Source organism: Oscillibacter sp. ER4, assembly GCF_000765235.1.
Taxonomy (GTDB): Bacteria; Bacillota; Clostridia; order Oscillospirales; family Oscillospiraceae; genus Hominicoprocola; species Hominicoprocola fusiformis.
In genome coordinates this window covers 1-26,367 of sequence record NZ_JPJG01000091.1, presented here as the reverse complement: position 1 = coordinate 26,367, position 26,367 = coordinate 1, and the positions used below count along the sequence as shown (strand labels likewise).

Genomic DNA, 26,367 nt, shown 5'->3' with positions numbered 1-26,367 from the left:
CTATCTCAGGCAATACTGCCTCATCATATTAATACAATCTATTATTTTAACAAAGACCACCGCAAAGGTAAAGAGAAAATTTGACTATCCACGCGACTTTGTGCTACAATACGGCAGAAAGATCACCCAAAAGGGGGAAAATACCAATGAAACAGATCGCAACGCGCCTGACGGCGCTTCTTCTTGCGCTCGTGATGACCACGACGTTCGCGCTTGCCGCCAACAAATCCGGCTATTCCGACGTGCCGGACAAGAACTGGGCGAGCCAAAGCATCGCGCAGTGCAAGCAGTACAACTTATTGCAGGGCATCGGAAACGGCAAGTTCGGCCTCGGACAGAAGATGACGCGCGCGGCCTATGCCGCGGCGCTCTGCCGCCTGATGGGCTGGAAGACCGTAACGCCCGAAAAGGGCAGCTATACCGACAATCAGGATGCGAAAAAGTGGTATTATAGCGCCATTGAGACCGCGAGCGCGCACGACGTGTTCTCCGGCCACAGCACGACCTGCCGACCGAACGACCCCATCACGCGTGAGGAGATGGCCGCGATGACCGTCCGCGCACTGGGGTACAGCACGCTTTCCGGCACGGTGCAGGATGAGTGCCCGTTCACCGATGTTTCGACGAATCCCGGCTATATCACGCTCGCCTGGCGCATGGGCCTTGTGGTGGGTATGAACTTAACGACGTTCGCGCCGAAAAACGACACGACGCGCGAGCAGGCCGCGGCGGTGCTGCTGCGCGCCTACAACGGCCTCAAGGCCAAAGTCAGCGTGACGAGCGTGAGCGCGGCGCCCTCCGGCGCGGTGCCGGCGGAGAGCCTGACGGGCACGAGCGGTGCGGTGCCGCTGTCCCCGCGCGCGGCGGTAGAGCAGGTCTACGACGCGGCGGTCAAGGCCGGCAAGGGCGGCAGCGTGGTCATCAACGCCGTCCCCGCGGCGCAGAGCGTGAAAGGCGGCAAGGTGGGCGCGCTGCGCGAGCTGACGCAGGACGAGCTGAGCGCGTATTTGAACGACAGCGCCGTGCAGAAATCGCGCTCGAACCGCTTCGACAGCTCGTACCTTCTCTGTAAGGAAAAGGACGGCTCCACGACCGTCGTCTGGTACGAGAGCGAGGCGGACATCGCTGAAAAGACCGAGCTCTGCAAGCTCCTCGGCATCAAGACGGTGTACGTGCTGAAGTAAAACAAAAAATGACAGAGGGATATCTCATGCGAGATATCCCTCTTTTTTGCTGCGTTCAGAAGTTGTCGTTCCAGGAGTCGAAGTGCGGCGGCTCGTTTACCTGCGGCGCGGTGGCGAGCTGGTAGAAGCGGCAGGTCGAAAGGTTCAGATACGGCGTCAGGTAGACGTCCACGACCGCCGAGAGCACGCCGTAGATCAGAGCACCGAGCACCGCACCGGAGAGCGAGTCGGCAGGTAGCTGATGATGACGTATTCGTAGAGCAGCGCGATAAGCACCGCGGCGATCTGATAGCCGATGAAGCTGAGCTGGAGCAGGAAAAGCTGCATCTTATAGCCATTTGTCTGCCGCTTGCTCAGATTCAATGCCTCCATCACGCCGAGCTCGGGATTTTCGCACAAGTTGAGCATGGCGAACGAGTAGCGGTAGGCCGCGATGATGCCGGGGATGACGAAAAGCATCGACCACAGGAAGATGAAAACGCCCTCGACGATGGAGAGCAGGATGACCTTCCCGGCAAAGGGGAACGCGTCAAAAAGGCTCTCATACGGCATTTCCTCACGGCGTAAGATGCCGAAGCAGTAGCAGTAATACCCCGCGTTCAGAACGAGCGCGACGAGGCCGACGAGGATGCTCACAAAGCTGAACGAGAGCACTGTGAAGCCGCCGGCAGAGTCGATCATATAGCTCACGCCCGAGTTGATCATATCGAGCACAAGGGTGATGAGAAGATAGAAAAGCGTCATCCGGAAGGGATTGACCTCACCGGTGCGCAGCAGTGAGCGCGATTCTGCCTTGATCGCGCCGGTATCGAGCTGCATGGGCATAAAAAAGCTCCTTTCTTGCCGGAACGGGGAAAAACGGACGGCAAAGTGCGGAAAATGCACGAAATTCATAAAAATAGTAATACATAACTATAGCATCGCGTCCGGGACACGTCAAGAAGCGGGAAAATGGGTTATTCCCTCCGCGGGCCGCCGAAAGTCAAATTGTTTGGCAAAATGCTGTTTTTGCGAGAAAATGACGGCGAAATCTGATAAATTATGTAGGAAAATGATGGTCATGAAGAATATTTTCTGGACAAGAGAAAAGAAAGGGGATATAATCTATCCGATTATGGAGCAGTGTTTCCGCTGCTCTGGCAGTATAAAGATGAGGTGAAGACTATGGCACAAGCTTTCTTTGGCGGCGTTCATCCCAATGATATGAAGGCTGCTACCAATGAAAAGGCCATCGAGCAGTTACAAGCCCCTGCTCAGGTGGTGATCCCCATGTCGATGCACTTCGGCGCACCCTGCACCCCGACGGTCTCCAAGGGCGACTATGTCAAGCTTGGACAGAAGATCGGCGAATTCAAAGGTCTCGGCGCTCCCATTCACGCAAGCGTATCCGGTACGGTCGCTGCGGTGGAGCCCCGTCCCTATTCCATGGGCGGCAAGGTCATGTCCGTTGTCATCGACAATGACTTCAAGGACGACTTGAGCGAGGAAGTCCATGCTCCGGCCGACCCCGACGCGCTGAGCGTGGAGGAAATGGTCGAAATGGTCAAGCAGGCCGGTATCGTCGGTATGGGCGGCGCAACGTTCCCCACGCACACGAAGATCTCCAGCGGCATCGGCAAGGTCGATACCGTCATCATCAACGGCGCGGAGTGCGAGCCCTACATCACCGGCGACCATCGCGCGATGCTTGAGCGCCCCGCTGAGATCATCGGCGGCTGCTGCTACCTCGCCAAGATGTTCGGCGTGAGCAAGGTCGTCATCGGCGTGGAGGACAACAAGAAAAACGGCATCGAGGCCCTCAACAAGGTCATCGCCGAGCAGAAGGCTCCCGTCGTGGTCGAATCGCTGCGCTGCCGCTACCCGCAGGGCGGCGAAAAGCAGCTCTGCCAGGCGATCACCGGCAAGCAGGTGCCCCCCGGCGGTCTTCCCGCGAACATCGGCTGCGCCGTGTTCAACATCAACACCACCATCGCCATCTACCATGCCATCAAGGACGGCATGCCCGTGGTGCGCAAGGTCGTCACCGTGTCCGGCAGCGGCGTTGTGGAGCCGAAGAACCTCGAGTGCCCGATCGGCACGCCCGTTTCGCTCCTGTTCGACGCCTGCGGCGGCTTGAAGGACGAGACGTTCAAGCTCATCGCCGGCGGCCCGATGATGGGTATGGCGCAGGCCTCCGCCGACTTCCCCGTGGCCAAGGGCACGGGCGCGGTGCTGGCGTTCGCCGCGAATGAGAACAAGGTCTCCGAGGACCCGACCTGCATCCGCTGCGGCCGCTGCGTTGAGGCGTGCCCCATGCACCTCGAGCCTCTGTACCTCTATTTATATGTGCAGAAGAACCGCATCGAGGATCTCGAGGCGGCCCACGTCATGGACTGCATCGAGTGCGGCGCGTGCTCTTACATCTGCCCGGGCCGCCTGCACCTGACGCATTCGTTCAAGGTCGGCAAGCAGAAGGTCAAGGAAGCCGCCGCCAAGGCCAAGGCCGCGGCTGAGGCTGCCAAGGCTGCTGAAGAAGCAAAGAAGGAGGCTTAAGAGATGCTGAATGATTATAAGGGTCTGAAGCTCATCGCTTCCTCCAACCCCCATATCCGCAACAATGAAGACACGCGCTCGATCATGCTCGACGTGATCATTGCGCTGTGCCCCGCGCTCATCATGAGCGTCATCCGTTTCGGCTTCCGCGCGCTGATCTCCGTGCTCATGAGCGTGGTTTCCGCGATGTTTTTCGAGTGGCTCTACCGTAAGCTGATGCACAAGACGCAGACGCTCGGCGACCTGTCCGCCGCCGTCACCGGTGTCCTGCTCGCGTTCGTCTGCCCCGTGACGCTTCCCTACTGGATGCTGATCGTCGGCAACTTCTTCGCAATTTTTGTTGTCAAGCAGCTCTACGGCGGCCTTGGCAAGAACTTCCTGAACCCCGCGCTGGCCGGCCGTGCCGCGCTCGTCGCGTGCTACACGAGCCAGATGACCTCCTGGATCGACCCGGCCTCCGGCAAGGCACCGCTCTTCGGCGGCGCTGACGTCGTGACCGCGGCCACTCCGCTTGCGATGATGAAGGGCGGCGAGTTTGCCGAGGTGACGGCACAGTACAGCCTGTCCGATATGTTCATCGGCAACATCGGCGGCTCTCTCGGTGAGATCTCCGCGATGATGCTGCTCATCGGCGGATTGTACTTAATTTTCCGCAAGGTCATCTCCTGGCAGATCCCCGTTGCCTACATCGGCACGGTGGCAGTCCTCACGTTCCTCTTCCCCCAGGGCAACGATGCGATGAGCTGGATGCTCTACAACGTGCTCGGCGGCGGCCTGTTCCTCGGCGCGTTCTTCATGGCCACTGACTATGTCACCTCGCCCGTCACGAAGAAGGGCCAGCTGATCTTCGGCATCGGCTGCGGTCTCATCACGGTGTTCATCCGCTACTTTGGCTCCTATCCCGAGGGCGTTTGCTACTCCATCCTTGTGATGAACTGCTGCACCTGGATCATTGACAAGTACACCAAGCCCACTCGCTTCGGCGTAGATAAGAAAGCAGCGAAGGAGGCGGCAAAGAAATGAAGATCGAAGGTAAATTCATTTTCAAGGTAGCCGGTACGCTGACGGCGATCTCGCTGGTCGTCGCGCTGCTGCTGGGCCTGACCAACATGCTGACCGCGGACAAGATCGCGGCCATCAACAAGCAGAAGACCGAAGAGGCGCTCGCCAAGGTCGTCTCCGCGGCCGACTGCGAATTCCCCCCGATGGAGGAGATCCCGCAGGCCATGATCGACGCTGCCAACGAACAGGGCGGCAAGCTGAGCGAGGTCTATGAGGTGCAGTCCGGCGGCGACACCATCGGCTATGCCTTCAAGGTCACCGCGAGCGGCTCTCAGGGCAACATCGTGATGATCGTCGGCGTCGACACCGACCTCACTGTCACGGGCGTTTCCATCGTCAACAACTCCGAGACCAAGGGCATCGGCTCCAAGGTCATCGACAATGAAGCGACCTCCGCAGGCACCGGCGCACTCGATCAGTTCGTCGGCAAGTCCGGCGCGGGCACGCTCGTCGTCAAGCAGAACATCGACGCCGTCACCGGCGCGACGGTCTCCACCAAGGGCGTGACCAAGGGCGTCAACGCCGCTCTGGCTGCCGCCGAGGCCATGAACTGAGAAAGGGGAAACGATCTATGAATTTTAACAAACAGCTCAAAGACGGTCTGATCTACCAAAACCCCGTTCTGGTGCAAGTGCTCGGTATGTGCTCCACCATGGCCATCACCACGAGTGTGTCGAACGGCCTTGGTATGGGCCTCTCCGTTCTCGTCATTCTGACGCTTTCCAACATCTTTATTTCCCTTCTGCGCAAGATCATCCCCAACGAAGTGCGTATCGCGTGCTACATCGTCGTCATCGCGGGCTTCGTCACGATCGTTGACCTATGCTTACAGGCGTTTGTTCCCGCCATCGCCAATAGCCTTGGCGTGTTCATCCCGCTGATCGTCGTCAACTGCATCATCCTCGGCCGCGCCGAGGCCTTTGCCAGCAAGAACTCCGTCGCCGCCTCCGCGGTGGACGGCATCTGCCAGGGCATCGGCTACACGGTGGTGCTGCTGATCCTGAGCGCGTTCCGCGAGCTGCTCGGCGCGGGCACGCTGCTCGGCGTGCAGATCATGCCTTCTTCCTATGTTCCCGCCGGTATGCTCACGCTGCCCGTCGGCGGCTTCCTCTGCCTCGGCACGCTGATCGCCATCATGCAGTGGGCGCTTGCCAGAAGCGAGAAGAAGAACGCGGAAAAGAAAGAAACGGAGGGTAAATAAAAATGAGTGTGACTAAGTTACTTGCTATTTCCCTCGGCGCGATCCTGACGAATAACTTCATCTTCTCGCAGTTCTTGGGTATCTGCCCGTTCCTCGGCGTGTCGAAAAAGAGCGACACTGCCATCGGTATGGGCCTTGCCGTTACTTTCGTCATGGGCCTTGCCTCGGCGTTCTGCTACGGCGTGAACATCATCCTCGTCAAGCTCGGCCTTGACTACATGCAGACCGTCGCCTTCATTCTCGTGGTGGCGAGCCTCGTGCAGTTTATCGAGATGTTCCTCAAAAAGTCCATGCCGACGCTCTACACGGCCCTCGGCGTGTACCTGCCGCTGATCACCACCAACTGCGCCGTTCTCGGCGTGGTGCTGCTCAACGTGCAGAACGACTACAACTTCATCGAATCCGTGGTGTACGGCATCACCGGCGGCCTTGGCTTCCTGCTGGCGATCTACCTGTTCTCCACGGTGCGCGAGCGCCTGGAATTTGCCGACTATCCCAAGGCATTTGAAGGCTTCCCCATCGCGCTGATCACCGCAGGCCTGATCGCCCTTGCATTCATGGGCTTCTCCGGCCTGCAGGTGTGGCCCATGTAAGGAGGGGACGAAATTATGATTACAAACGTTATTTACGCTGTCCTCGTGCTGGGCGTGATCGCCGTCGTGTTCGGCCTGATCCTGTCCGTTGCGGCCAAGGCCTTTGAGGTCAAGGTCGATGAGCGCCTGCCCAAGATTCAGGCCTGCCTCGCCGGCGCAAACTGCGGCGGCTGCGGCTACCCCGGCTGCGCGGGCTGCGCCGAGGCAATTCTTGCCGGTAAGGCTCCCGTCACCGCCTGCGCGCCCGCTGGCGCAGAAGGCGCTGCCAAGATTGCTGAGATCATGGGCATGGAAGCCCCCAGCGGCGAAAAGCAGGTCGCGCACGTGCTGTGCAACGGCGGCGAGGCTTCTGTGAAGAATTTCGAGTATGTCGGTCTTCACGACTGCGTCGCCGCGACGAAGGTCGCCGGCGGCCCGACCGCATGCTCCTTTGGCTGCATGGGCTTTGGCACCTGCGTTGCCGCCTGCCAGTTCGACGCCATCCATATCAATGAGCAGGGCGTCGCCGAGGTCGACAAGGAGAAGTGCACCAACTGCGGCGCCTGCCGCGAGGCCTGCCCGCGCAAGCTGATCGTCGAGGTGCCCTACAAGCAGAAGGTCTTCGTCAACTGCTCGAACAAGGAGAAGGGCCCCGCCGTTACGAAGGTGTGCGCCAACTCCTGCATCGCCTGCGGTATGTGCGAGCGCACCTGTAAGTTCGACGCCATCCACGTCGTCAACAACGTGGCCGTCATCGACTACACCAAGTGCAGAAACTGCACCATGTGCGCCAAGGCCTGCCCGCGCAACGCCATCGAGCCCATCCCGACCCCCGAGGAGAAGGAGAAGTTCAAGGCCGCGCAGAAGGCTGCCGCCGAGCGCAAGGCCGCTGCCGCCAAGGCAGCCGCCGAAGCTAAGGCTGCTGAAGCCGCGAAAGCCGCCGAAGCGCCCAAGGCCGAATAAAGGTTCTTAAAAAAAGAGGAACGCGAAAGCGTTCCTCTTTTTTATAATTTCGAAAAAGTGACGGTGTCACTTTTTCGCGAGGGGAGTGCAGCCCGCTGCGCGCATAATTTGCCCGCCTTGGCGGGCAAATTCCACACTTGCGGGCTGAGCGGTGTTTTTTCTGACGCGCACGCCCTAGGGCGGCTTCTCTTGCCGCTTTGCGGCAATTCACCTTCTGTCGTCAGAAAAAACGATTAGAATCTATTTACCACTGTGCGCGGTGGCCTGGGCAGCCGTTAGCAGCTTTGCTGCTTTACGGATGCCGCGTACCCCTCGCGGGTAAAAATCTGCGATGCTTTTTTTACAAAGGTTTCGCAGAATTCCGCGCCCGCGGGCGCGGAAGAATTAGGATTGTTGATCGCCGCGACCTGCGCGCGGCGATCAACTCTTCTCGCGCAGCGAGTGTCGAGCCGTAGGCGAGGCACAGAGCGGAGTGAAAACGCTTCAAAAGGCAGGCCTTGGCCTGACTTTTGCGTAGTTCACAAACTGTTTACACTGCCTCCTATTGACAATGGGAAATGTCGGTGGTACACTGCGTTTAGCACTCGATGGAAAGGAGTGCTAAAGCTACGAAAGGAGCGCGGTGTATGGACTTGACCGAGCGCAAAAAGCAGATTCTCAAGCGCGTTGTCGAGGATTACATCGCCGCGGCTGAGCCGGTCGGCTCCAAGGCGCTGGCCGAGGAGATGGGCGGTTCGGTGAGCTCCGCGACCATCCGCAACGAGCTTGCAGACCTGGTCGAAATGGGCTACCTTGAGCAGCCGCACACGTCCGCCGGACGCGTGCCGTCGCCGAAAGGTTACCGCTTGTACGTCAACGAGCTGATGGAAAAGCGCGAGGTCTCCGAAACAGAAGCGGAGGAGATCAACGAGCAGCTCAAGTCCAAGCTCAGCGGCACGGACAGCGTGATCGCCAAGGCGGGGCAGATGGTGTCGAGCATCGTCAATTACCCCGTGTACAGCGTGACGGGCGGACGGCGCGAGGCGAGCGTCAAGCGCTTCGAGCTCATCGCGGTCGATGAAATGAGCTTCATCGTCGTGGTGATGGGCGAGGATAACCGCGTGAAGAGCCAGCTCCAGCGCTCGGACCTCCCGTTCGACAGCCAGCGGCTCGCGGACGTCAAGGAGCTTTTGAACACGCACTTCACCGGCCGGAGCGCCGATGAGATGAGTGCAAGGCTGATGAGTCTTTCCGAGCAGCTTTCGCCCGAGCTGTTTTTAGTGGTGTCCAAAGCGGTCGAATATGCGATCGGTGTGCTCGAGCAGAGCGCGCAGCGCAATGTGGAGACCGCGGGCGCGAGCCAGATCTTGAAAATGCCTGAGTACCGCGATGTCGACAAGGCGCACGATCTCGTGACATTCCTTGTGGATAACAAGGAAGAGCTTCCCGTGCCGGATGACGGCGCACCGCTCAAGATCCTGATCGGGCCGGAAAACGTGAACGAGGCGCTCAAGGAAACAAGCGTGGTCGTCGCCAGCTACGATATCGGCGACGGGATGCGCGGCCTCGTCGGTGTGGTGGGTCCCACCAGAATGGACTACGCCACCGTGACGGCGCGGCTGAGTTATTTTGCAGACAGCCTGACGCGGATGTTCGGCAAGAACGAGCTTCCGCCCAAGGAAGAAGATAAGGAGTAAGAAATGGGTAAGAAAGACAAGCAGAACGCAGCGGAGAGCACGCCGGAAAAGAACACGGCGCAGCAGCCGACAGCAGACGAGGCGGCCAAAACCGCAGAAACTGCCAAGGCTGACGAGACCGCCGAAAAGAGCGCGGAGCCCGAGACCTTCACTGTCACGCGCGAGCAGATGGAGAAGATGGAAGGCCTTGCCAAGTCGCTTGCCGACGAGCAGGACAAATACCTGCGCCTTGCCGCCGAATACGACAACTACCGCAAGCGCACCGCGAAGGAAAAGGAAAGCCTTTATGCCGACGCGAAGATCGACACGATCAAGGCGCTGCTGGGCGTTTACGATAACCTCGAGCGCGGCCTTGCCCAGTATGGCGACGAGGAGTCGCCCCACCGCAAGGGCCTTGAGATGGTGTTCAACCAGTTCAAAGAGAGCCTCAAAAAGCTGGGCGTTGAAACGATGGACGCCGCCGGAAAGCCCTTTGACCCTGAAAAGCACAACGCCGTGATGCATGTGGAAGACGAAAACTACGGGGAAAACACCGTGGTCGAGGTGCTTCAGCAGGGCTTCACGCTGGGCGATAAGGTTTTAAGATTCGCCATCGTCAAGGTTGCCAACTAAAAGTTCCTCAAAAATGTGTGGCACACATTTTTGAAAGGGCTTGCAGCCCTGTGCAGCGCACTCGCTGCGCTCGCACGTTTCAGGGCTGAGATGTGTTTTTTCTGACGCGCACGCCCCAGGGCGGCTTCTCTTGCCGCTTTGCGGCAATTCACCTTCTGTCGTCAGAAAAAACGATTTGGATTTGTTTCGCGTCTGCGGACGCAAAATGAACATATAAAGTGGTTAACAAAAAAATTAAGATAGATCTTAGGAGGACAACATTATGTCTAAAGTTATCGGTATTGACCTTGGTACTACCAACTCTTGTGTGGCCGTGATGGAAGGCGGCGAAGCCGTCGTCATCCCCAACGCCGAAGGCAACCGCACCACCCCGTCCGTCGTCGCGTTCAGTAAGACCGGCGAGCGTATGGTCGGCCAGGTCGCAAAGCGTCAGGCCATCACCAACCCCGACCGCACGATCTCTTCGATCAAGCGTGAGATGGGTTCTGATTATAAAGTCGAAGTCGATGGCAAGAAGTACACCCCGCAGGAGATCAGCGCGATGATCCTGCAGAAGCTCAAGAGCGACGCTGAGGCTTACCTCGGCGGCCCCGTGAGCGAAGCCGTCATCACCGTTCCCGCTTACTTCACCGATGCGCAGCGTCAGGCGACCAAGGATGCCGGTAAGATCGCCGGCCTCGAGGTCAAGCGTATCATCAACGAGCCGACGGCCGCGGCCCTCGCCTACGGCGTCGACAAGGAGCAGAGCCAGAAGGTCATGGTCTACGACCTCGGCGGCGGTACGTTCGATGTCTCCATCCTCGATATCGACGACGGCGTCATTGAAGTCTTGGCCACCGCGGGCAACAACCGCCTCGGCGGCGACGACTTCGATGAGTGCATTATAAAGTGGATGGTCAGCGAGTTCAAGCGCACCGACAACGTTGATCTTTCGAGCGACAAGGTCGCCATGCAGCGCTTGAAGGAAGCTGCCGAGAAGGCCAAGATCGAGCTCTCCGGCGTGACCTCCACCAACATCAACCTCCCGTATATCACGGCCGACGCCACCGGCCCGAAGCACCTCGACCTGACCCTCACGCGCGCTAAGTTCAACGAACTGACCGCGCACCTGGTCGAAGCCACTGCCGGCCCTGTCCGTCAGGCGCTCAGCGATGCGGGCCTCACCGGCAACGACATCCACAAGGTCCTGATGGTCGGCGGCTCCAGCCGTATCCCCGCCGTGCAGGAAATGGTCAAGAAGCTCACCGGCAAGGAAGGCTTCAAGGGCATCAACCCCGATGAGTGCGTCGCCATGGGCGCTGCTCTTCAGGCGGGCGTTCTGACCGGCGATGTCAAGGGCCTGCTGCTGCTCGACGTCACCCCGCTGTCCCTGGGCATTGAGACCATGGGCGGCGTTTGCACCAAGCTCATCGACCGCAACACCACCATCCCCGTGAAGAAGAGCCAGATCTTCTCCACCGCCGCCGACAACCAGACGAGCGTTGAAGTCAACGTTCTGCAGGGCGAGCGTGAGATGGCCGCTGCCAACAAGAGCCTCGGCCGCTTCCACCTCGATGGCATCGCTCCGGCCCGCCGCGGCGTGCCTCAGATCGAGGTCACATTCGATATCGACGCCAACGGCATCGTGAACGTCAGCGCGAAGGACCTCGGCACCGGCACCGAGCAGCACATCACCATCACCTCTTCCTCCAACATGAGCAAGGAGGATATCGAAAAGGCCGTCAAGGACGCCGAGCAGTACGCCGCTGAGGACGCCAAGATCAAGGAAAAGGTCGAAGTCCGCAACCAGGCCGACCAGATGGTCTACCAGAGCGAGAAGACCCTCGGCGAAGTGGGCGACAAGATCCCCGCGGACGAGAAGGCCAAGGTTCAGAGTGGTATCGACAAGCTGAAGGAAGTCCTCAAGGGCGACGATACCGACGCCATCAAGAGCGCGACCGAAGAGCTCACGCAGATGTTCTATCAGATGAGCGAGAAGCTCTATCAGCAGGCGAACCCGCAGGGCGGCGCACAGGCTGGCCCCGACATGGGCGGCCAGAACGGCGGCGCGCAGACCGGCCCGAACGGTCAGCAGTATTATGATGCTGACTACAAGGTCGTGGATGACGACGAGAACAACAAGAAGTAATTTGAAACCGATCGACGCAGCGGGGACAGTTTATACTGCCCCCGATTGCGGCGTTTTTAGGAGCGTAGTCTATGGCTGAAAATAAAAGAGACTATTACGAGGTGCTCGGCGTTTCCAAGGGCGCTTCGGAAGAAGAGATCAAAAAAGCATACAAAAAGCTCGCGCGCAAGTATCACCCCGACATGAATCCCGGCGACAAGGAAGCCGAGGAGAAGTTCAAGGAGATCAACGAGGCGAACGAGGTTTTGAGCGACCCAGACAAGAAGGCGCGCTACGACCAGTTCGGCTTTGCGGGCGTTGACCCGAATTACGGCGCAGGCGCCGGTGGCGGCGCCTACGGCGCGGGCGGGTTCGACTTCGGCGACCTCGGCGATATCTTCGGCAGTTTCTTCGGCGGGGGCTTCGGCGGCGCGCGCGCGAACCCCAACGCGCCCCAGCGCGGCGAAAGCCTGCGCACGAGCGTGAACATCAGCTTTGAAGAGGCGGCCTTCGGCTGCGAGAAGGAAGTTAGCATCGACCGCATCGAGCAGTGTCCTGACTGCCGCGGCTCGGGCTGCGCCAAGGGCACGACCGCCGAGGTATGTCCTGACTGCCGCGGCAGCGGCGTGATCCAGCAGCGCCGCCAGACGCCGCTGGGCTATATGTCGACGTCGGCCCCCTGCCAGCGCTGCGGCGGCAAGGGTAAGATCATTCATCAGCCCTGCCCCAAGTGCGGCGGCAAGGGCATGATCCGCCACCGCAAGACCATCAAGGTCAGCATTCCTGCGGGCATCGACAACGGGCAGACCATTTCGCTGCGCGCGCAGGGCAACGCGGGCAAGAACGGCGGCCCCGCGGGCGACCTTCTGATCGTTGTGTCCGTGCGTCCGCACGAGATCTTCCGCCGCGAGGGCACGAGCGTCCTGTGCGAAGCGCCCATCACGTTCACGCAGGCGGTGCTCGGCGCGGAGCTTGAGATCCCGACGATCGACGGCAAGGTGAAGTACACCATCCCCGAGGGGACGCAGAGCGGCACGACGTTCCGCCTGAAGGGCAAGGGCATCCCCGGCCTCAACGGCCGCGGCCGCGGCGACCAGTACGTCACCGTGTATATCGAGACGCCGCGCAACCTGAACCGCGAGCAGAAGGAAGCGCTCAAGAAGTTCAGCGAGTCGCTCGGCGAGAAGAATTATGAGGAACACAAGAGCTTTTTCGGAAAGTTCAAGCTGTAACGAATAGAAGATGTATTTATCCGATTATCACACCCACTGTTCGCTTTCGTTCGACTCGAAAACGCCGGTGGAAGACATGGTGCGCGCGGGCATCGCGCAGGGTTTGCAGGAAATGTGCCTGACCGACCATGTAGACCTGTTCCGCCCGAGGGAGACGGCGCACTGGGAGCACGATTTTTCGAATCGTGAAGAGACCTTTGCGCGCGCCGACCAGGCGGCGGACGGGAAGATCATCGTCCGCCGCGGTATCGAGCTCGGCGAGGCGATGCGCGACTTTGCCTACGCAGACGAGCTGCTCTCGCGTTTGCCGGAGCTCGACTTTGTCATCGGCTCGCAGCATCAGCTGTCGGAAAAGTACGATTGGAACGACCTCTACTTCATGCCCGAGGCCACGGAGCAGGAGGCGCGCGAGCAGATCGCGGACTATTTAACGCTCGTTCTGGAGACGGCCAAGTGGGGGAAGTTCTCCGTGCTCGGCCACCTGACGCTGCCGCTTCGCTACATGAACGAAAACCACGGTATGCACATGAGTTTCGACGGCTTCGAGGACGAGGTGGCGCAGGTGTTCCGCGCGCTCATTGAAAACGGCTGCGGCATCGAGTGCAACGTCAACCGCGGCAACACGCCGCTGCCGGACGCCAAATGGCTGAGGCTCTATCACGAGCTCAGCGGCGAGATCATCACCATCGGCACCGACGCGCACACGCCGGAATTCGTCGGCATGCGCGCCCGCGAGACGCAGGAATTACTCAAGAACTGCGGCCTCGACTATGTGTGCACGTTTGAAAAGAAAAAACCGGTCTTTCACAAAATCTGACTGACAAAAGGAGAAACACTATGAAGATCGCATTGGGCTGTGACCACGGCGGATACGCCATGAAGGAAGACATCAAAAAGCAGCTGGAGGGCCTGGGCCACGAGGTCAAGGACTGCGGCACCTATTCCACCGAGAGCTGCGACTATCCCATTTTCGGCGAGGCCGCCGCGCGTGCCGTCGCAAGCGGGGAATGCGAGTACGGCATCGTCGTGTGCACGACGGGCATCGGCATCTCCATTGCGGCGAACAAGGTCAAGGGCATCCGCTGCGCGCACTGCGCCGATACGCTCGAAGCGCAGCTGTGCCGCCAGCACAACAACGCCAACATGATGGCCATCGGTGCGGGCTTCACAGGCCCGAAGCTGGCCGCGGCCATGGTTGAGACGTTCCTCTCCACCGCGTTTGAGGGCGGCCGCCACGCCCGCCGCGTCGCGCTGATGGACGCTATCGATGGCTAAAGCATACAAAAGCGGAAAATCAACAAAAACCGAAAGGTTTTTGTTGATTTTTTTGCTCTCAAAAGGTAAACTGTTGCACGAGAAAAAGGAGGCGGATGCAGACAATGGCAAGAAGATCGAGCGGAACGAAGGGCTATACCGGTTATCGCGGGCGCAGGCGCGGCAGAGGTGTGCTGGCCGTGGTGCTGGTGGTCATTTTGCTGCTGGCGTGCGGCTTTTTGTTTGCGCAGCGCTATATGGTATACGATGCGGACGGCTCGGTCCGCTTTGAGTTCCCCTGGATAAAGAAGACCCCACAGGACGATAGCGCAAATGGCGGCGACAGCGGCGACGATAAGAAGCAGGACGACCTTGAGATCACGGTGCAAAAGCCCGTCATCAAGGATACCTACGCGGTCGAGCTGGGTGCGGACGCGCTCGGCAGCGATTGGCAGGCAGCGCTCGATGGCCTTGATAAGGACGTGAACGCCGTGGCGGTCGAACTCAAGGACGCGAGCGGCAAGATCCATTACGGCTCTAAGGTGCAGGGCGCGATCGACTGCGGCGCGGTGGCTGGCGGCAGCGCATCGGATGCGGCCATTCAGGGCCTTGTCGACTCGGACTACTATACGATCGGCCGCATCAGCACGCTGCACGACAGCCTGTACGCCTACGAGCACATGACGGACGCCGCCGTGTGCCAGCTGACGGGATTCGTCTGGTACGATACGAACAGCACCCACTGGCTCGCGCCCGAAAAGCAGGCCGCGCGGCAGTATGTGACCGATATCGTCACGGAATGCGCACAGATGGGCTTTGACGAGCTGCTGCTCGACGATTTCCACTACCCGCGCGAGGGGCGCATGAGCCGCATCAAGACGGACGAGCGCACCATGACGCAGCAGGAGGCGCTTGCGCTGCTCGCCGACGATATCCACACCGCGCTTGAGCGGGCGGGCTACAAGGGCAAGCTCTCCGTCAGCGTGGACGCGGACATCGCGCTTGCAGGCAGCGAAGAGAAGTCCGGCATCGTGATGAGCGAGCTCACGGAAAAGTTCGACCGCGTGTACGTCAAGGTCACGGCAGACCAGCTCGAGAGCGTCACCGAGGCGATGAAGGCCTACGACGTCGAGTTCATCCCCATCGTGACGGAGGCGACGGACAGCGGCAGCTATCTGATCGAAAAGTGAAAAGGCGAAGGGCGGGCCGCTGATACCTCAGCGGCCCGTTTTTTGCGTAAAAAACAGCACGAAGCAGTGCCCGCTGCCTCATGCTGTTTTTCTTTATGAAAAGAGAGGTATCTCAGTTCATACTGCGGGAATTTTCGTAGCCGCCCTCGCGCGAAAGGCTCATCGCGCGGATGCGGTTATAAACATCGGCTTCGAGCTCGACCGTGCCGCGCGCAAGCTGCTCGCTGCGGCGCTGGGCGGAACGTTCGCCGGGGACGAAGACCTGTGCATTTCCTGCGGCGGGTGCGCTGGTGCGTACAGCCTCGGCCAGCGCCGATGTCTGCGCGATGAAATCGTCTGCGGAAGAAAACATTTCCGGCGACAGGGCGCAGAACAGGTAGCCGAGGTCGTATTCATCGCGGATCTCGCCGCCCATCTTTGCGCCGACGAACGCGCCGGTCAGAATTTCGAGCGCCATGCACAGTGCCGCGCCGCGCGCTCCGCCAAAGGGGAGCACGCCCTGCACGCGCTGTGGATCGGTGGTGAAAGCGCCGGCAGCATCGAGAAAAGTCCTCTCGGGGAGGGAACGCTCCTCGACAATGGCCTGCCGCAGCTCGCCCCACACACCCTGCGCGGTGGCAAAGTCAAAGAGGAGGGGGGGCTTTTCGCCCTGCGGGAAGCCGAAGGAGAGCGGATTTGTGCCGAACATCGGCGCGCTGCCGCCAAACGGAACCACGTGCGCGGGACCACCGTTGTTCGTGATGATGCCGATGCAGCCGCGCTCGGCGATCAGGCGGGAATAGGGGACAAGGCGGGCATAGCGGCTGACGTTGGTCAGCGCGACAAGGCCGACGCCATATTCCTTGGCGAGCTCTACGCTGAACGCGGCAGCCTGCCGCGCGGCGATGTGGCCGAGCTCGCGGTGGCCGTCGATCTTGGCGTGGCCGCCGGTTTGTCTTACAATTTCAATGCCGCTCTCGCGGCCTGAAAGACCGATGTCGAGGGTCAGGAATTTGGAGACGCCGTGGGTCTTGTGACCCTCCAGCTCGGCATCCAGAAAATCATCGACGATGAAATCGGCGTCCTCGCTGCCGATGCCGCGCAGCGTGAGCGCGTCGAGCATCATGACGCGGAGCTCGTCGATGCGGATCTCTTTTTTCATAGGCCGCGCTCCTGCGCCAGCGCGATCAGACGGGCGAACAGGTCCTGTGCAAGGCCACGGACGGCCTCACGCTTGTAGGGCATGGAGCCGCGCCCCGCGATGACGCGCTCGACCTCGGAAGAGAGCAGGTCGCCGAGCGCGGCGCCGGTCTCCGCCGTGAGCGGCTTTCCCCCAAGGAACGCCGCGGCGTCTTCTGAAAGGTAGGCGTGCGGCGCGACCGCGCCGAGTGCAGCGCGCGCGCTCTGGATGCAGCCGTTTTCGACAACCGCGCTGACGGCGAGGTTGATCTTGGAGATCGTGACCTGGTGCCGTTCACCGATCTTGCCGAACGCGCTGATCTCATGTTCGGCGGGCAGGGGGAGGAGGAAGCGCAGAATGGCCTCGTCGCTCGCGAGCGCGGTCTTGCCCTTGCCGAGCATGAGCTCGCGTGCGGGGATGGTGCGCACCGCGCCGCGGCTGTTCATCACCTCGGCCGCGCCGCAGAGCGCGAGCAGGGGCGGGTAGACGTCGCCCGCGGGGGAAGAGGTGCCGATGCTGCCGCCGAGCGTGCCGCGGTTGCGGATCTGCGCGCAGCCGACCTGGCTGCACGCCATGGCGAGTGCAGGAAAATACTGCCGCACAACGGGGGACTGTGCGACCTGCGAATGCACGCACACCGCGCCGACGGCGAGAGAATCGCCGGCCAATTCAATTTGCTTGAGCTCCTGCATCTCCGTCAGGCTCAAAATAGCGTCCGCGTGCCAGACCTTGCCGTTGCGCTGAGCCAAAAAGTCCGTGCACCCGGCGACAATGGAGCCGCCGGAGAGGGAAGCGAGGGCAGAGGCGAGCTCGTCGCGGTTTGTTGGCTGAAAGAAGTTCATTTGGCCGCCTCCTTCATGTCGTGCGCGGCCTGCTGGATGGCGCGCAGGATCTGTTCATAGCAGCTGCACCGGCAGATATTGCCGGAGATCGCGGTGCGGATCTCGTCTTCGGTGGGATCGGGATTGTTGAGCAGCAGGCCCGCGGCGCTCATCACCATGCCGGGCGTGCAGTAGCCGCACTGAATGGCCATGTTGTTCACGAAAGCGGGGACAATAGGTGCGATGCGCGGGTCGGATTCGACGCCCTCGGACGTGATGACGCGGTGTCCGTTCACCTGCGCGATCATCGTCATGCAGGAGTGGACGGCTTTATCATTGAGCAGCACCGTGCAGGTGCCGCACTCACCCTCGCCGCAGCCGCGCTTTGTGCCGGTCAGGTGCAGGTCTTCGCGCAGCACGTCGACAAGCAGGCGCTCCGGCGGGGCGTTCACAACGGTTTCTTTCCCGTTTAAGTAAAAACGAATTTCCATCACAGCGACGCCTCCTTGCGTTTTTCCTGCACGGCGCGGATGAGCTTCTCCGGCGTCAGCGGCAGGGTGGTCAGATCGGTTTGCAGTGCGTCATTGACGGCGGCAAGTAGCGCCGGCGCGACCGGCACAAAGCAGGATTCGCCGATGGACTTGGCGCCGTAAGGCCCTTCGGGGCTGCCGTTTTCGACAAGCACTGTCTCAATGTGCGGGAAGTCGCACGCGCGTGCCACGTGATAGCGCTGCAGGGTGGCGTTGAGCGGCTGGCCGGTCTTCGGGTCGATTTTGACATGCTCGCAAAAGACAAGCCCCATGCCCTGCTGCAAGGCGCTGCCGACCTGCCCGCGGCAGAGTTCGGGATTGATGGCCTTTCCTACATCATGCGCGGCGGTGTAGGTTGTCAGGCGGCAGAGCCCAGTGAGCGTGTCGACCTCGACCTCGGCAAAGTGAGCAGCGGCAGGGCCGGGGTTGGACGAGGGCTGGTAAGTGTGGGAAACGAAAATTGCGCCGCTGCCGCCGCACTGGTCGGCGGCATAGCAGATAACATCACGGTAGGTTTTCCGGCGAGAGGGATCAGCGGTGACAAAGATCTCACCGTTTTGACAGGCGAGGTCTCCGGCACTGCATACCATGAGACGTGCGGCATTTTCCAGCAGCAGAGATTTGAGCTTCTGCGCCGTTTCCAACACGGCACGGCCGGTGACATAAATTGTGCGGCTGGTGTAGCAGCCATTATCGAGCGCATTGTATGCCGTGTCGCCCTCAGGGAAATCAATGCTGTCAGGGGGGATGGAGAGTTCTTCTGCGGCAATATTCTTCAGCGCGGCAACCGTGCCGCAGCCATGGTCGTGGATGTTGCAGTTGAAGCTCGCCGAGCCGTCCTCTTCAAACTTGGCCGTGACGGTGCACCAGTCAAGACGGCGAGGATAGTAGCCTGAGGTATGGGTGGACACGGCGAGGCCGACGCCCTTGAGATAGCGGCTGCTTCGATCCTGCGCCTGCGCGGCGGCGCGGCGCTCGGACCAGCGGAAACGTTCACTGCCAAGGCGCAGCACGTCCTCAAGGCGGACATCGCCGAGCGGGAAATTGCCAATCTTGCTGATTGCGTCGGGCGGCAGGATATTTTTGAGCCGCAACTCGAGCGGGTCACAGCGGAATTTCTGCGCGGCGGCGTTCATCATGTTTTCCATGATGAACGCGGTCTCGGGGCCGCCCCAACCACGGTAGCTGCCGGACATGGGCGTGTTCGTACAGGTGGAGGTCGCATGGTACGCTACATCCTCCACGCCGTAGACCCAGGAGAGCTTTTTGAACATGGATCCCATGTAATCCGGCGAAACACCCTGATAACCGCCCGCGTCGAGCTCAGCGGTCAGGTCGAGCGCTTTGAGAATATGGCCTTTGTCGAATTTGGCGCGAATTTCACTTTTGATGGGATGGCGCAGCACAGTGCAGAGGATGGTCTCGCGCCGGTCGAGCTGAAGCTTGACGGGGCGTCCCGTCATTTTTGCGCCGACGGCGGCCAGCGGTTCCAGGATTATCTCCTGCTTGCAGCCGAACGAGCCGCCCATCGGCGTTTTGATGGCGCGCACATGGCTCATCGGCATTCCAAGCAGCGCTGCAACACACGAGCGCACGCCAAATGTCGACTGTGTGGGAGACCAGACGGTCATGCGGTCGGTGCCGGGGTTATAGTCTGCCACGGCGCAGTGCGTTTCCATGGCGATATGCGAGACACGCTGCGTCTGTGAGCGGTGGATGAACTCTTCGCCCTGCACATCGGCATATCTGCCGCCGAAGCCGCATTCGGGCAGTGTGACCGTGTTGCCGTCCTCGTGCAGCTGCGGCGCACCTTCGCGCTTGGCGGCTTCCACGGTAAAGACAGCGGGGAGTTCCTCTATTTCGAGTTGGATCGCTTCCGCTGCTGCTGCGGCGATCTCCGGCGAATCGGCCAGCACGGCAGCCACGCGGTCGCCGACAAAACGGACGTGACGGCTGAAGAGCGTTTCCTGGTCCATGACATCCTCGCTGATGCGAACGCGACCGCGATTGTATTTAGTGTCCACCGTATTTTCAAACGACAATACCGCAGCAACGCCTGGCATCGCAAGTGCGGCGGAGGAGTCGATCGCTTTGACGATCCCGTGGGCGACAGGGCTGAGCACGAGCTTCATGTGCAGCATGTTCGGCAGCTTCATGTCCCCTGCGTAGCGCAGAAGGCCGCTGGCCTTGGCACGGGAATTGTTCACGGGTGTGCTCTTACCGATGTATTGATAATTCATAATGGATTCTCCCAGAATGTTTATCGGAACGAATGCAGCCGCAAAATGCGGCGGCAAAACCCTTTACTGATACCCTATAATGAACCACAACCGTCAAAGGAGCGTCAAGAAAAACGCATTTCGACAGGCTGTGTCAAAAAAATTTTAAGCGTCAAATCGATTTTACAAAAAATTTGACGATTTTTTGATTTTTGATGCTTACAGTTGCGTTGTGTCAATGATACTGTTGCCGCTTTAAAGTTCCGCGAAAGGGATAAAAGGCGGCCGAGCGCTGGGAGGTGCGAGTCATATGACGATCTACAGCTGCTCGCAAACGGTGTTCCAGGAGCGCCGCATTCTGGCCGAGCTTTTCGACCTCAAGGAAGTGGACGTGCACATCATCAAGCCGCTTGTCGGCGCAGGCTTCGGCGCGCGCCAGCAGCTGCACGCCCAGCACGCCGCGGCGCTCATCTCGCGCAAGATCAAGCGCCCCGTGAAGCTGCTCTATTCGCGCGAGGAGGACTTCTACTCCGTCGTGCGCCACGCCTCTGATGTCGATCTGCGCATCGGCGCGGACAAAAACGGCAAGCTGCAGCTCTTTGATACGACGTTCCGCCTGAACGCCGGCCCCTACACCACGCACACGCCGACGGTCGTGGCCGCCGCCGCGCGTAAATTGCAGTACAACGTGCCGAACTACTCGTTCATCGGCCTGAGCGTCTTCACGAACCATGTGACGGGCGGCGCGTTCCGTGGCTACGGCAACACGCAGCTCACGTTCGGCCGCGAAATTCTGATGGACCGCCTCGCGCAGAAGCTCGATATGGACCCTGTCGAATTCCGCCTGATGAACCACGTGCAGGTGGGCGAGTGCTTCCCCTGCGCGAGCATCCCTGTCAGCAGCAACGGCATTGAGGACTGCGCGCGCCGCTGCCAGCAGATCCAGAAGGAGATCGACGAGAAAGAGCCCCTGATCGACGACGAAAACATCCGTCAGGCATGGGGCATCTCGTTCAGCTGCCACGGCTCCGGTCCGTCCTCGAAAGAGGGCCTGAGCGGCGCGGTCGTCATGCTCAACGCCGACGCGTCCGTGCATCTTCTCGTCGGCTCTGCCGATATCGGTCAGGGCAGCGAGACGATGGAGAGCCAGATCGCGGCGGAATGCCTCGGCATCCCACTCTCCAGCGTGCAGATCACCGCGGCGGACACGGGCCTGACGCCGTATAACACCGGCACGTTCGGCTCAAGCCAGACGTTTATCTGCGGCAACGCCGTCAAGCTCGCCTGCGACGATCTGAAAAAGAAGATGGTCGAGCAGCTCAAGGTCATCTACGACGGCTGCACGGTCAAGGAAAAGGACCACCGCTACTATATCAGCGGCGGCGAGGAGCTCGAGCTGAGCTTTGAGGACGCCGCGCGCAAGATCCTGTTCGCCCCCAAGGGCAGCGTGCCCATCGGCGCGGGCACCTACAAGGCCGCGGCCTGCCCCAACCCGTTCTCCGTCTGCTTTGTCAAGGCGGAATACCACAAGAAACTCAACGCCATCCGCCTCATGGACATCATCGAGGTCGTGGACGTCGGCACGCCCATCAACCGCCTGACCGTCGCCGGTCAGCTCGAGGGCGGCATCGCGCAGGGCGTGGGCTACGCGCTCTATGAGCGCATGGAGATCAACCCGCGCTCGCGCCGCACGCTGTCGACCGATTTTCTGCACTATCGCATCCCGCAGATGGGCGACATGCCGCGCACGTATGTCGACATGGTCAACAGCCACGACCCATACGGCCCGCACGGCGCGAAGAGCGTCGGCGAGCTTGCCACGGTGCCCGTGGCGCCGGCCATCGTGAACGCGGTGCGCCGGGCAAGCGGCATTGAGATCAACAGCCTGCCGCTGTGCGACAAATTTGCCATCCTGCCGACCGAGAGGGGGAATGTGAAATGAGCGGACAGGTTTTAGAGAGCTTACACGACGTCGTCTCCGCCGAGCACCCAACATACATCGGCGGCGGCACGGACATCATGCCGCTGCTGAAAAACGAGGTGCGCGACGACAAGGACTTCGTCTTCCTGAAGAAAATTCCGGAGCTGCACGTCCTGGAGGAAAAGGACGGCGAGCTCATCATCGGCGCGGCGATGACGCTCACCGAGCTTGCCGAGAGCGCGCTTTTGAACAGCCGCTACGCGGCCATCGCGCAGGCGGCGTCGCTGACGGCATCCCCGCAGATCAGAAACATCGCCACCGTCGGCGGCAACATCATGCAGGACCGCCGCTGCATTTACTTCAACCAGCCGCACCTGTGGCGCAGCGGCCTTCCGTACTGCTTCAAGACCGGCGGCAGCATTTGCCACCAGATCCCGAACTCGCCGGTCTGCCGCGCGATCTACTATTCCGACGTCGCCACCGCGCTCATCGCTTACGAGGCGGAGGTCGAGTACATCGAAGACGGCGAGACGCACCGCACCGACCTCAAGTCCCTCATCGAGCGCCACAGCGTGGCCAACGGCCTTGCCTGCCACGAGCATTTGCCCATCCTCGTCACGCGCTTTTTCGTCCCCGCGGCGGAAGAGGGCGAGCGCAGCGGCTTTTATAAGTACGCGATGCGCACGACGATCGACTTCCCGATCATCAACTTTGCGCTCCGCTGCGGCGGCAATCGCCCCGCGCGTCTGGCTGCGGGCGCGCTCGCGCCCCATCCGGTCGTGATGGCCGAGACGGCGGCGAAGATCGACTCCGACGCCACGGATGACGAGGTCATCGCGCAGGCCGAGGACGAGCTCAGAAAGCTCGCCATGCCCATCAAGGAGGCCTGCATGACCCCCGCGGTCAAGAGAAGCCTCTATCGCCACGTCGCGATGCTGCTGAATCTGAGAAAATAAGCAAAAAAAGAACCGTCCGATCGGACGGTTCTTTTTTGTCGTAGAAATTTACTTCGCGGCGCGGGCCAGAACGGCCTCGGCGCTCATGGCGGGATTGATGGTCTCTTCGCTCTCGACCGCGATGGCCGCGGCAGCCGTACCGGCGGCGCAGCTTTCGGCAAGGTCGCGGCCCGCGAGGAACGACCAGACGAGGGACGCCATCATCGCGTCGCCCGCGCCGGTGGCGTTGCGCATCTCGGCTTTGCAGATGGGCTCCAAATGCGTCTCGCCCTGCTGTGCGGCAAACACGCCGTCGCCGCCGAGCGATAGGAATACGCGCTGCACGCCCTGACCGAGCAGCGCCTGCGCGGCCTGATAGAGCGTGGCGTCATCCGTGATCTTCACGCCGGAGAGGAGCTCTGCTTCGATGCGGTTGGGCTTGAGCGTGTGGACGTGACTGAGTAAGCCCTGGAGCTTTTCCGCCTTGACGGTGGATACCGGATCGACGAAGAGCGGCGCGGCGCAGTGCTCGACAAGGTACGCGATGGACTCGCGCGGCAGGTTCGCGTCCACGACCACCGCGGCGGCGCCGTCGAGCAGCTCCTTCTGCGAGGCAAAGTAGTCCGGCGTCAACTTTTCGCAGATCTCCATGTCGGCCACGGCCACGGTCATGTCGCCGTCGCTGTCGCCCACGAACACGTAGGTCGAGGTGCGGCCGTCGGGCACGCGCAGCGCGTGCGAAAGGTCGATGCCGAGTTCTTTACAGCTCTCTTCGACCTGGCTTGCGCGCGAATCGCCGCCCACGGCGGTCAGAAGATACGTCGGTACGCCGAGCAGGCGCATGTTGTGCGCGATGTTGCGTCCCACGCCGCCGAGGCTCAGCTCGACCTTGCCGGGGTTCGAGTCCTTCGCGCGCAGCGGCGCGAAAGAGTGCGCGCCGATGTCGATATTCACGCCGCCGCAGACGACGGCGTAGGGAAGATTCTTTTCGTTAGACATGATGTTGCTTTCTCCGAATTATTTGTGATAAAGACGCTTGGATTCATACTTCGGCTCGCAGCTGACGTGAATGCCGAGGCGTTTGTAGAGCTTGATGTCCTCCTCCGAGATGATGACGGAGAAGTGCGCATCGCAGCCGCGGAGCGTGCCGAGCTGGGCTCTTGCCATGTCGGCGAGGGGGTTCGTCAGCGCCGAGATCGCCAGCGCGATGAGCACCTCGTCAGAGTGCAGGCGCGGGTTGTGGTGGCCGAGCGACTGGATCTTGAGCGCTGAGATCGGCTCAATGACCTGATTCGAGATGAGGTTCATGTCGCTGCGGATACCGGCCATGGCCTTGAGAGAGTTTAAGAGCAGCGCCGCTGAAGCGCCGAGAAGGGAAGAGGTCTTGCCCGTGACAACGCGGCCGTCGGGCAGCACCATCGCGCCCGCGGGCGCGCCGGTCTCCTCGGCCTTCTGCTTGGCCGCGGCCACAGCGGGGCAGAGGTCGGGCGTCACATCCGCCTGCTGCATGACGAGCTCGAGCTTTCTGAGCTGGCAGGCGTCAGCAATGCCGCGCGCGACGTCGACCTGCGCGGTGTAGTAGCGGCGCAGAATTTCCATGCGCGAGGCCTGACGGCAGACCTCATCGTCGATGATGCAGTTGCCCGCCATGTTGACGCCCATGTCGGTGGGGGACTGGTAGGGGCACTTGCCGGAGATGCGCTCGAAGATCGCGCGCAGGACGGGGAAGATCTCCACGTCGCGGTTATAGTTCACGGTCGTCTCGCCGTAGGCCTCGAGGTGGAACGGGTCGATCATGTTCACGTCGTCAAGGTCCGCGGTCGCGGCCTCGTAGGCGAGGTTCACGGGGTGCTTGAGTGGCAGGTTCCAGATGGGGAAGGTCTCAAACTTGGCGTAGCCCGCGCTCACGCCGTGTTTGTGCTCGTGGTAGAGCTGGGAGAGGCACGTCGCCATCTTGCCGCTGCCGGGGCCCGGCGCGGTGACGACGATGAGCGAGTGCGTCGTCTCGATATACTCGTTGCGGCCAAAGCCCTCGTCGCTCACGATGTGAGCGACGTCGGAGGGATAGCCCGCGATGGGGTAGTGGCGGTAGTTGCGAACGCCAAGCGTGTTGAGACGCTTGATGAAGGCATCCGCTGCGTTCTGCCCCGCGTACTGCGTGATGCACACGCCGCCGACATAAAGCCCCAGCGAGCGGAACGCGTCAATCAGGCGCAGGCAGTCGTCATCATAGGTGATGCCGAGGTCGCCGCGCACCTTGTTCTTTTCAATGTCGTTCGCGTTGACCGCGATGACGATCTCCGCGTCGTCGCGCAACTGCTGAAGCATGCGGATCTTGCTGTCGGGCTGGAAGCCGGGCAGCACGCGCGAGGCGTGAAAATCGTCAAAGAGCTTGCCGCCGAACTCGAGGTACAGCTTGCCGCCGAACTTGCTGATGCGCTCGCGGATGTGCGCGGACTGCATGGCAAGGTATTTGTCGTTATCAAAACCGATTTGTCCCATCGTAAAAAAGCACCCCATTTTCAATTTACACATAATATATGCCTATTATATAGAACGTACGGCGGCTTGACAAGAAATGTGCCCGCAGAAAAATAGATGAAAAACGGCGGCGAATTTCTGCTATTTTCCCCTCTTTACATCAGCGAGCTCTTAGCGTATGCTATAAACAGTCTCTTCACGGGGGGAAGAAAAAATCCGCACTTTTTGAAAAAAGGTGTTGACAAAAGAATGCGGATATAGTAGTATATCACTGTTCGATTCGCGCGGTTAGCTCAGCTGGTAGAGCACATGCTTGACGTGCATGGGGTCACAGGTTCGAGTCCTGTACCGCGCACCAGAGAAAAACCTTGAAGCTTCAATGGCTTCAAGGTTTTTTATTGCCTTGAGGTGCCATTTACCCTTTATCGTACCCTTTATAAATTGAGAACATTTGTAATGAAGCCTTCCATATGCATTCCTCCCATCTGTGAATTGCAACCGGAATCCATCTTTTTCTCATTGCCGATTCAATCTATTGGGTGACACGAACTCTATAACTGCCGTGTACGCGGGCGAAAGGTGATGGATATTTACCGCAAACATACCGTTGCGGTAGGGAGCTGATTGTGCTATGATTCATCAAAAAGGCACAGGTCCGGCCTGTTTTCCCGCGTCCTGCGGCACAGGATAATAGGGAAGCGGAAACGGCGGGCGGG

At 60.4% G+C, this 26,367-nt stretch carries 24 protein-coding genes and 1 tRNA gene; 17 read left to right on the top strand and 8 right to left on the bottom strand.

The window, feature by feature from the left end:
* The first annotated feature begins 146 nt into the window (after positions 1-146).
* Positions 147-1,184 (top strand): S-layer homology domain-containing protein, encoded by a 1,038-nt coding sequence (locus tag NI20_RS0112380; RefSeq protein ID WP_033121700.1) that lies wholly within the window; start codon positions 147-149, stop codon positions 1,182-1,184.
* 55 nt (positions 1,185-1,239) lie between these two features.
* Here the strand turns inward: NI20_RS0112380 and NI20_RS15245 are convergent, their stop codons facing one another.
* Positions 1,240-1,395, bottom strand: coding sequence for a hypothetical protein (locus NI20_RS15245; RefSeq protein WP_156108649.1), 156 nt, complete (start codon positions 1,393-1,395; stop codon positions 1,240-1,242).
* Positions 1,380-2,009 carry a DUF975 family protein gene (locus NI20_RS0112375; RefSeq protein WP_052084688.1) on the bottom strand — a complete coding sequence of 210 codons (630 nt, stop codon included), beginning with the start codon at positions 2,007-2,009 and terminating at the stop codon, positions 1,380-1,382. The genes NI20_RS15245 and NI20_RS0112375 overlap by 16 nt, the downstream gene beginning before the upstream one ends.
* A 339-nt stretch (positions 2,010-2,348) precedes the next feature.
* On the opposite strand from NI20_RS0112375, the gene rsxC reads away from it, so the two are divergent.
* The 13 genes from rsxC to NI20_RS0112310 all read left to right on the top strand — a co-directional run bounded on the left by rsxC (position 2,349) and on the right by NI20_RS0112310 (position 15,585).
* The gene (rsxC, locus tag NI20_RS0112370) at positions 2,349-3,716 is read left to right on the top strand and encodes an electron transport complex subunit RsxC (RefSeq protein WP_033121699.1); all 1,368 of its coding nucleotides are present in this window, start codon (positions 2,349-2,351) and stop codon (positions 3,714-3,716) included.
* Positions 3,717-3,719: 3 nt separating this feature from the next.
* Complete coding sequence (locus NI20_RS0112365) at positions 3,720-4,739, top strand: RnfABCDGE type electron transport complex subunit D (protein ID WP_081958505.1); 1,020 nt, start codon at positions 3,720-3,722, stop codon at positions 4,737-4,739.
* Positions 4,736-5,332: an FMN-binding protein gene (locus NI20_RS0112360; RefSeq protein ID WP_033121698.1), complete on the top strand. Its 597-nt coding sequence runs from the start codon at positions 4,736-4,738 to the stop codon at positions 5,330-5,332. The genes NI20_RS0112365 and NI20_RS0112360 overlap by 4 nt, the downstream gene beginning before the upstream one ends.
* Positions 5,333-5,349: 17 nt before the next feature.
* The gene (gene rsxE / locus NI20_RS0112355) at positions 5,350-5,979 is read left to right on the top strand and encodes an electron transport complex subunit RsxE (RefSeq protein ID WP_033121697.1); all 630 of its coding nucleotides are present in this window, start codon (positions 5,350-5,352) and stop codon (positions 5,977-5,979) included.
* A 2-nt stretch (positions 5,980-5,981) separates the two neighbouring features.
* Complete coding sequence (rsxA, locus tag NI20_RS0112350) at positions 5,982-6,572, top strand: electron transport complex subunit RsxA (RefSeq protein WP_033121696.1); 591 nt, start codon at positions 5,982-5,984, stop codon at positions 6,570-6,572.
* Positions 6,573-6,587: 15 nt separating this feature from the next.
* Complete coding sequence (locus NI20_RS0112345; RefSeq protein ID WP_242842997.1) at positions 6,588-7,514, top strand: RnfABCDGE type electron transport complex subunit B; 927 nt, start codon at positions 6,588-6,590, stop codon at positions 7,512-7,514.
* 626 nt (positions 7,515-8,140) lie between these two features.
* On the top strand, positions 8,141-9,190 hold the full coding sequence (hrcA, locus tag NI20_RS0112340) for a heat-inducible transcriptional repressor HrcA (RefSeq protein WP_033121695.1): 1,050 nt from the start codon (positions 8,141-8,143) through the stop codon (positions 9,188-9,190).
* Between the two features lie 3 nt (positions 9,191-9,193).
* Positions 9,194-9,802, top strand: a complete 609-nt coding sequence (grpE, locus tag NI20_RS0112335) for a nucleotide exchange factor GrpE (protein WP_033121694.1) — start codon at positions 9,194-9,196, stop codon at positions 9,800-9,802.
* 262 nt (positions 9,803-10,064) lie between these two features.
* Entirely contained in the window at positions 10,065-11,930 is a 1,866-nt protein-coding gene (gene dnaK / locus NI20_RS0112330) for a molecular chaperone DnaK (RefSeq protein ID WP_033121693.1), read from the top strand.
* A 71-nt stretch (positions 11,931-12,001) separates the two neighbouring features.
* A complete protein-coding gene (dnaJ, locus tag NI20_RS0112325) occupies positions 12,002-13,141 on the top strand; it encodes a molecular chaperone DnaJ (RefSeq protein ID WP_033121692.1) in 1,140 nt (379 codons plus the stop codon).
* 10 nt (positions 13,142-13,151) lie between these two features.
* The gene (locus NI20_RS0112320) at positions 13,152-13,958 is read left to right on the top strand and encodes a histidinol-phosphatase HisJ family protein (protein WP_033121691.1); all 807 of its coding nucleotides are present in this window, start codon (positions 13,152-13,154) and stop codon (positions 13,956-13,958) included.
* Positions 13,959-13,978: 20 nt separating this feature from the next.
* Positions 13,979-14,416: a ribose 5-phosphate isomerase B gene (rpiB, locus tag NI20_RS0112315; RefSeq protein ID WP_033121690.1), complete on the top strand. Its 438-nt coding sequence runs from the start codon at positions 13,979-13,981 to the stop codon at positions 14,414-14,416.
* Positions 14,417-14,520: 104 nt separating this feature from the next.
* The gene (locus NI20_RS0112310; RefSeq protein WP_033121689.1) at positions 14,521-15,585 is read left to right on the top strand and encodes a putative glycoside hydrolase; all 1,065 of its coding nucleotides are present in this window, start codon (positions 14,521-14,523) and stop codon (positions 15,583-15,585) included.
* A gap of 112 nt (positions 15,586-15,697) precedes the next feature.
* On the opposite strand, the gene NI20_RS0112305 is transcribed toward NI20_RS0112310, so the two are convergent.
* From NI20_RS0112305 to NI20_RS0112290, 4 genes are read right to left on the bottom strand one after another with little or no spacing between them, the layout of a single operon-like run.
* A complete protein-coding gene (locus NI20_RS0112305) occupies positions 15,698-16,726 on the bottom strand; it encodes an Ldh family oxidoreductase (RefSeq protein ID WP_033121688.1) in 1,029 nt (342 codons plus the stop codon).
* A complete protein-coding gene (locus NI20_RS0112300) occupies positions 16,723-17,586 on the bottom strand; it encodes a xanthine dehydrogenase family protein subunit M (RefSeq protein WP_033121687.1) in 864 nt (287 codons plus the stop codon). The genes NI20_RS0112305 and NI20_RS0112300 overlap by 4 nt, the downstream gene beginning before the upstream one ends.
* Positions 17,583-18,056 carry a (2Fe-2S)-binding protein gene (locus NI20_RS0112295; RefSeq protein ID WP_033121686.1) on the bottom strand — a complete coding sequence of 158 codons (474 nt, stop codon included), beginning with the start codon at positions 18,054-18,056 and terminating at the stop codon, positions 17,583-17,585. Before NI20_RS0112295 ends, NI20_RS0112300 begins: the two co-directional genes overlap by 4 nt.
* Positions 18,056-20,335, bottom strand: a complete 2,280-nt coding sequence (locus NI20_RS0112290) for a xanthine dehydrogenase family protein molybdopterin-binding subunit (protein ID WP_033121685.1) — start codon at positions 20,333-20,335, stop codon at positions 18,056-18,058. The genes NI20_RS0112295 and NI20_RS0112290 overlap by 1 nt, the downstream gene beginning before the upstream one ends.
* 289 nt (positions 20,336-20,624) lie before the next feature.
* On the opposite strand from NI20_RS0112290, the gene NI20_RS0112285 reads away from it, so the two are divergent.
* Both NI20_RS0112285 and NI20_RS14335 read left to right on the top strand, forming a co-directional pair.
* A complete protein-coding gene (locus NI20_RS0112285; protein WP_033121684.1) occupies positions 20,625-22,256 on the top strand; it encodes a xanthine dehydrogenase family protein molybdopterin-binding subunit in 1,632 nt (543 codons plus the stop codon).
* Positions 22,253-23,191: a xanthine dehydrogenase family protein subunit M gene (locus NI20_RS14335; protein WP_052084686.1), complete on the top strand. Its 939-nt coding sequence runs from the start codon at positions 22,253-22,255 to the stop codon at positions 23,189-23,191. Before NI20_RS0112285 ends, NI20_RS14335 begins: the two co-directional genes overlap by 4 nt.
* A 48-nt stretch (positions 23,192-23,239) precedes the next feature.
* Here NI20_RS14335 and NI20_RS0112275 read toward each other — a convergent pair whose 3' ends face one another.
* The gene (locus tag NI20_RS0112275; protein ID WP_052084684.1) at positions 23,240-24,169 is read right to left on the bottom strand and encodes a PfkB family carbohydrate kinase; all 930 of its coding nucleotides are present in this window, start codon (positions 24,167-24,169) and stop codon (positions 23,240-23,242) included.
* An 18-nt stretch (positions 24,170-24,187) separates the two neighbouring features.
* Positions 24,188-25,672 (bottom strand): DUF1846 domain-containing protein, encoded by a 1,485-nt coding sequence (locus NI20_RS0112270; RefSeq protein ID WP_033121683.1) that lies wholly within the window; start codon positions 25,670-25,672, stop codon positions 24,188-24,190.
* Between the two features lie 261 nt (positions 25,673-25,933).
* Here NI20_RS0112270 and NI20_RS0112265 point away from each other — a divergent pair.
* Positions 25,934-26,009: transfer RNA gene (locus NI20_RS0112265), tRNA-Val, on the top strand.
* Positions 26,010-26,367 lie beyond the last annotated feature (358 nt).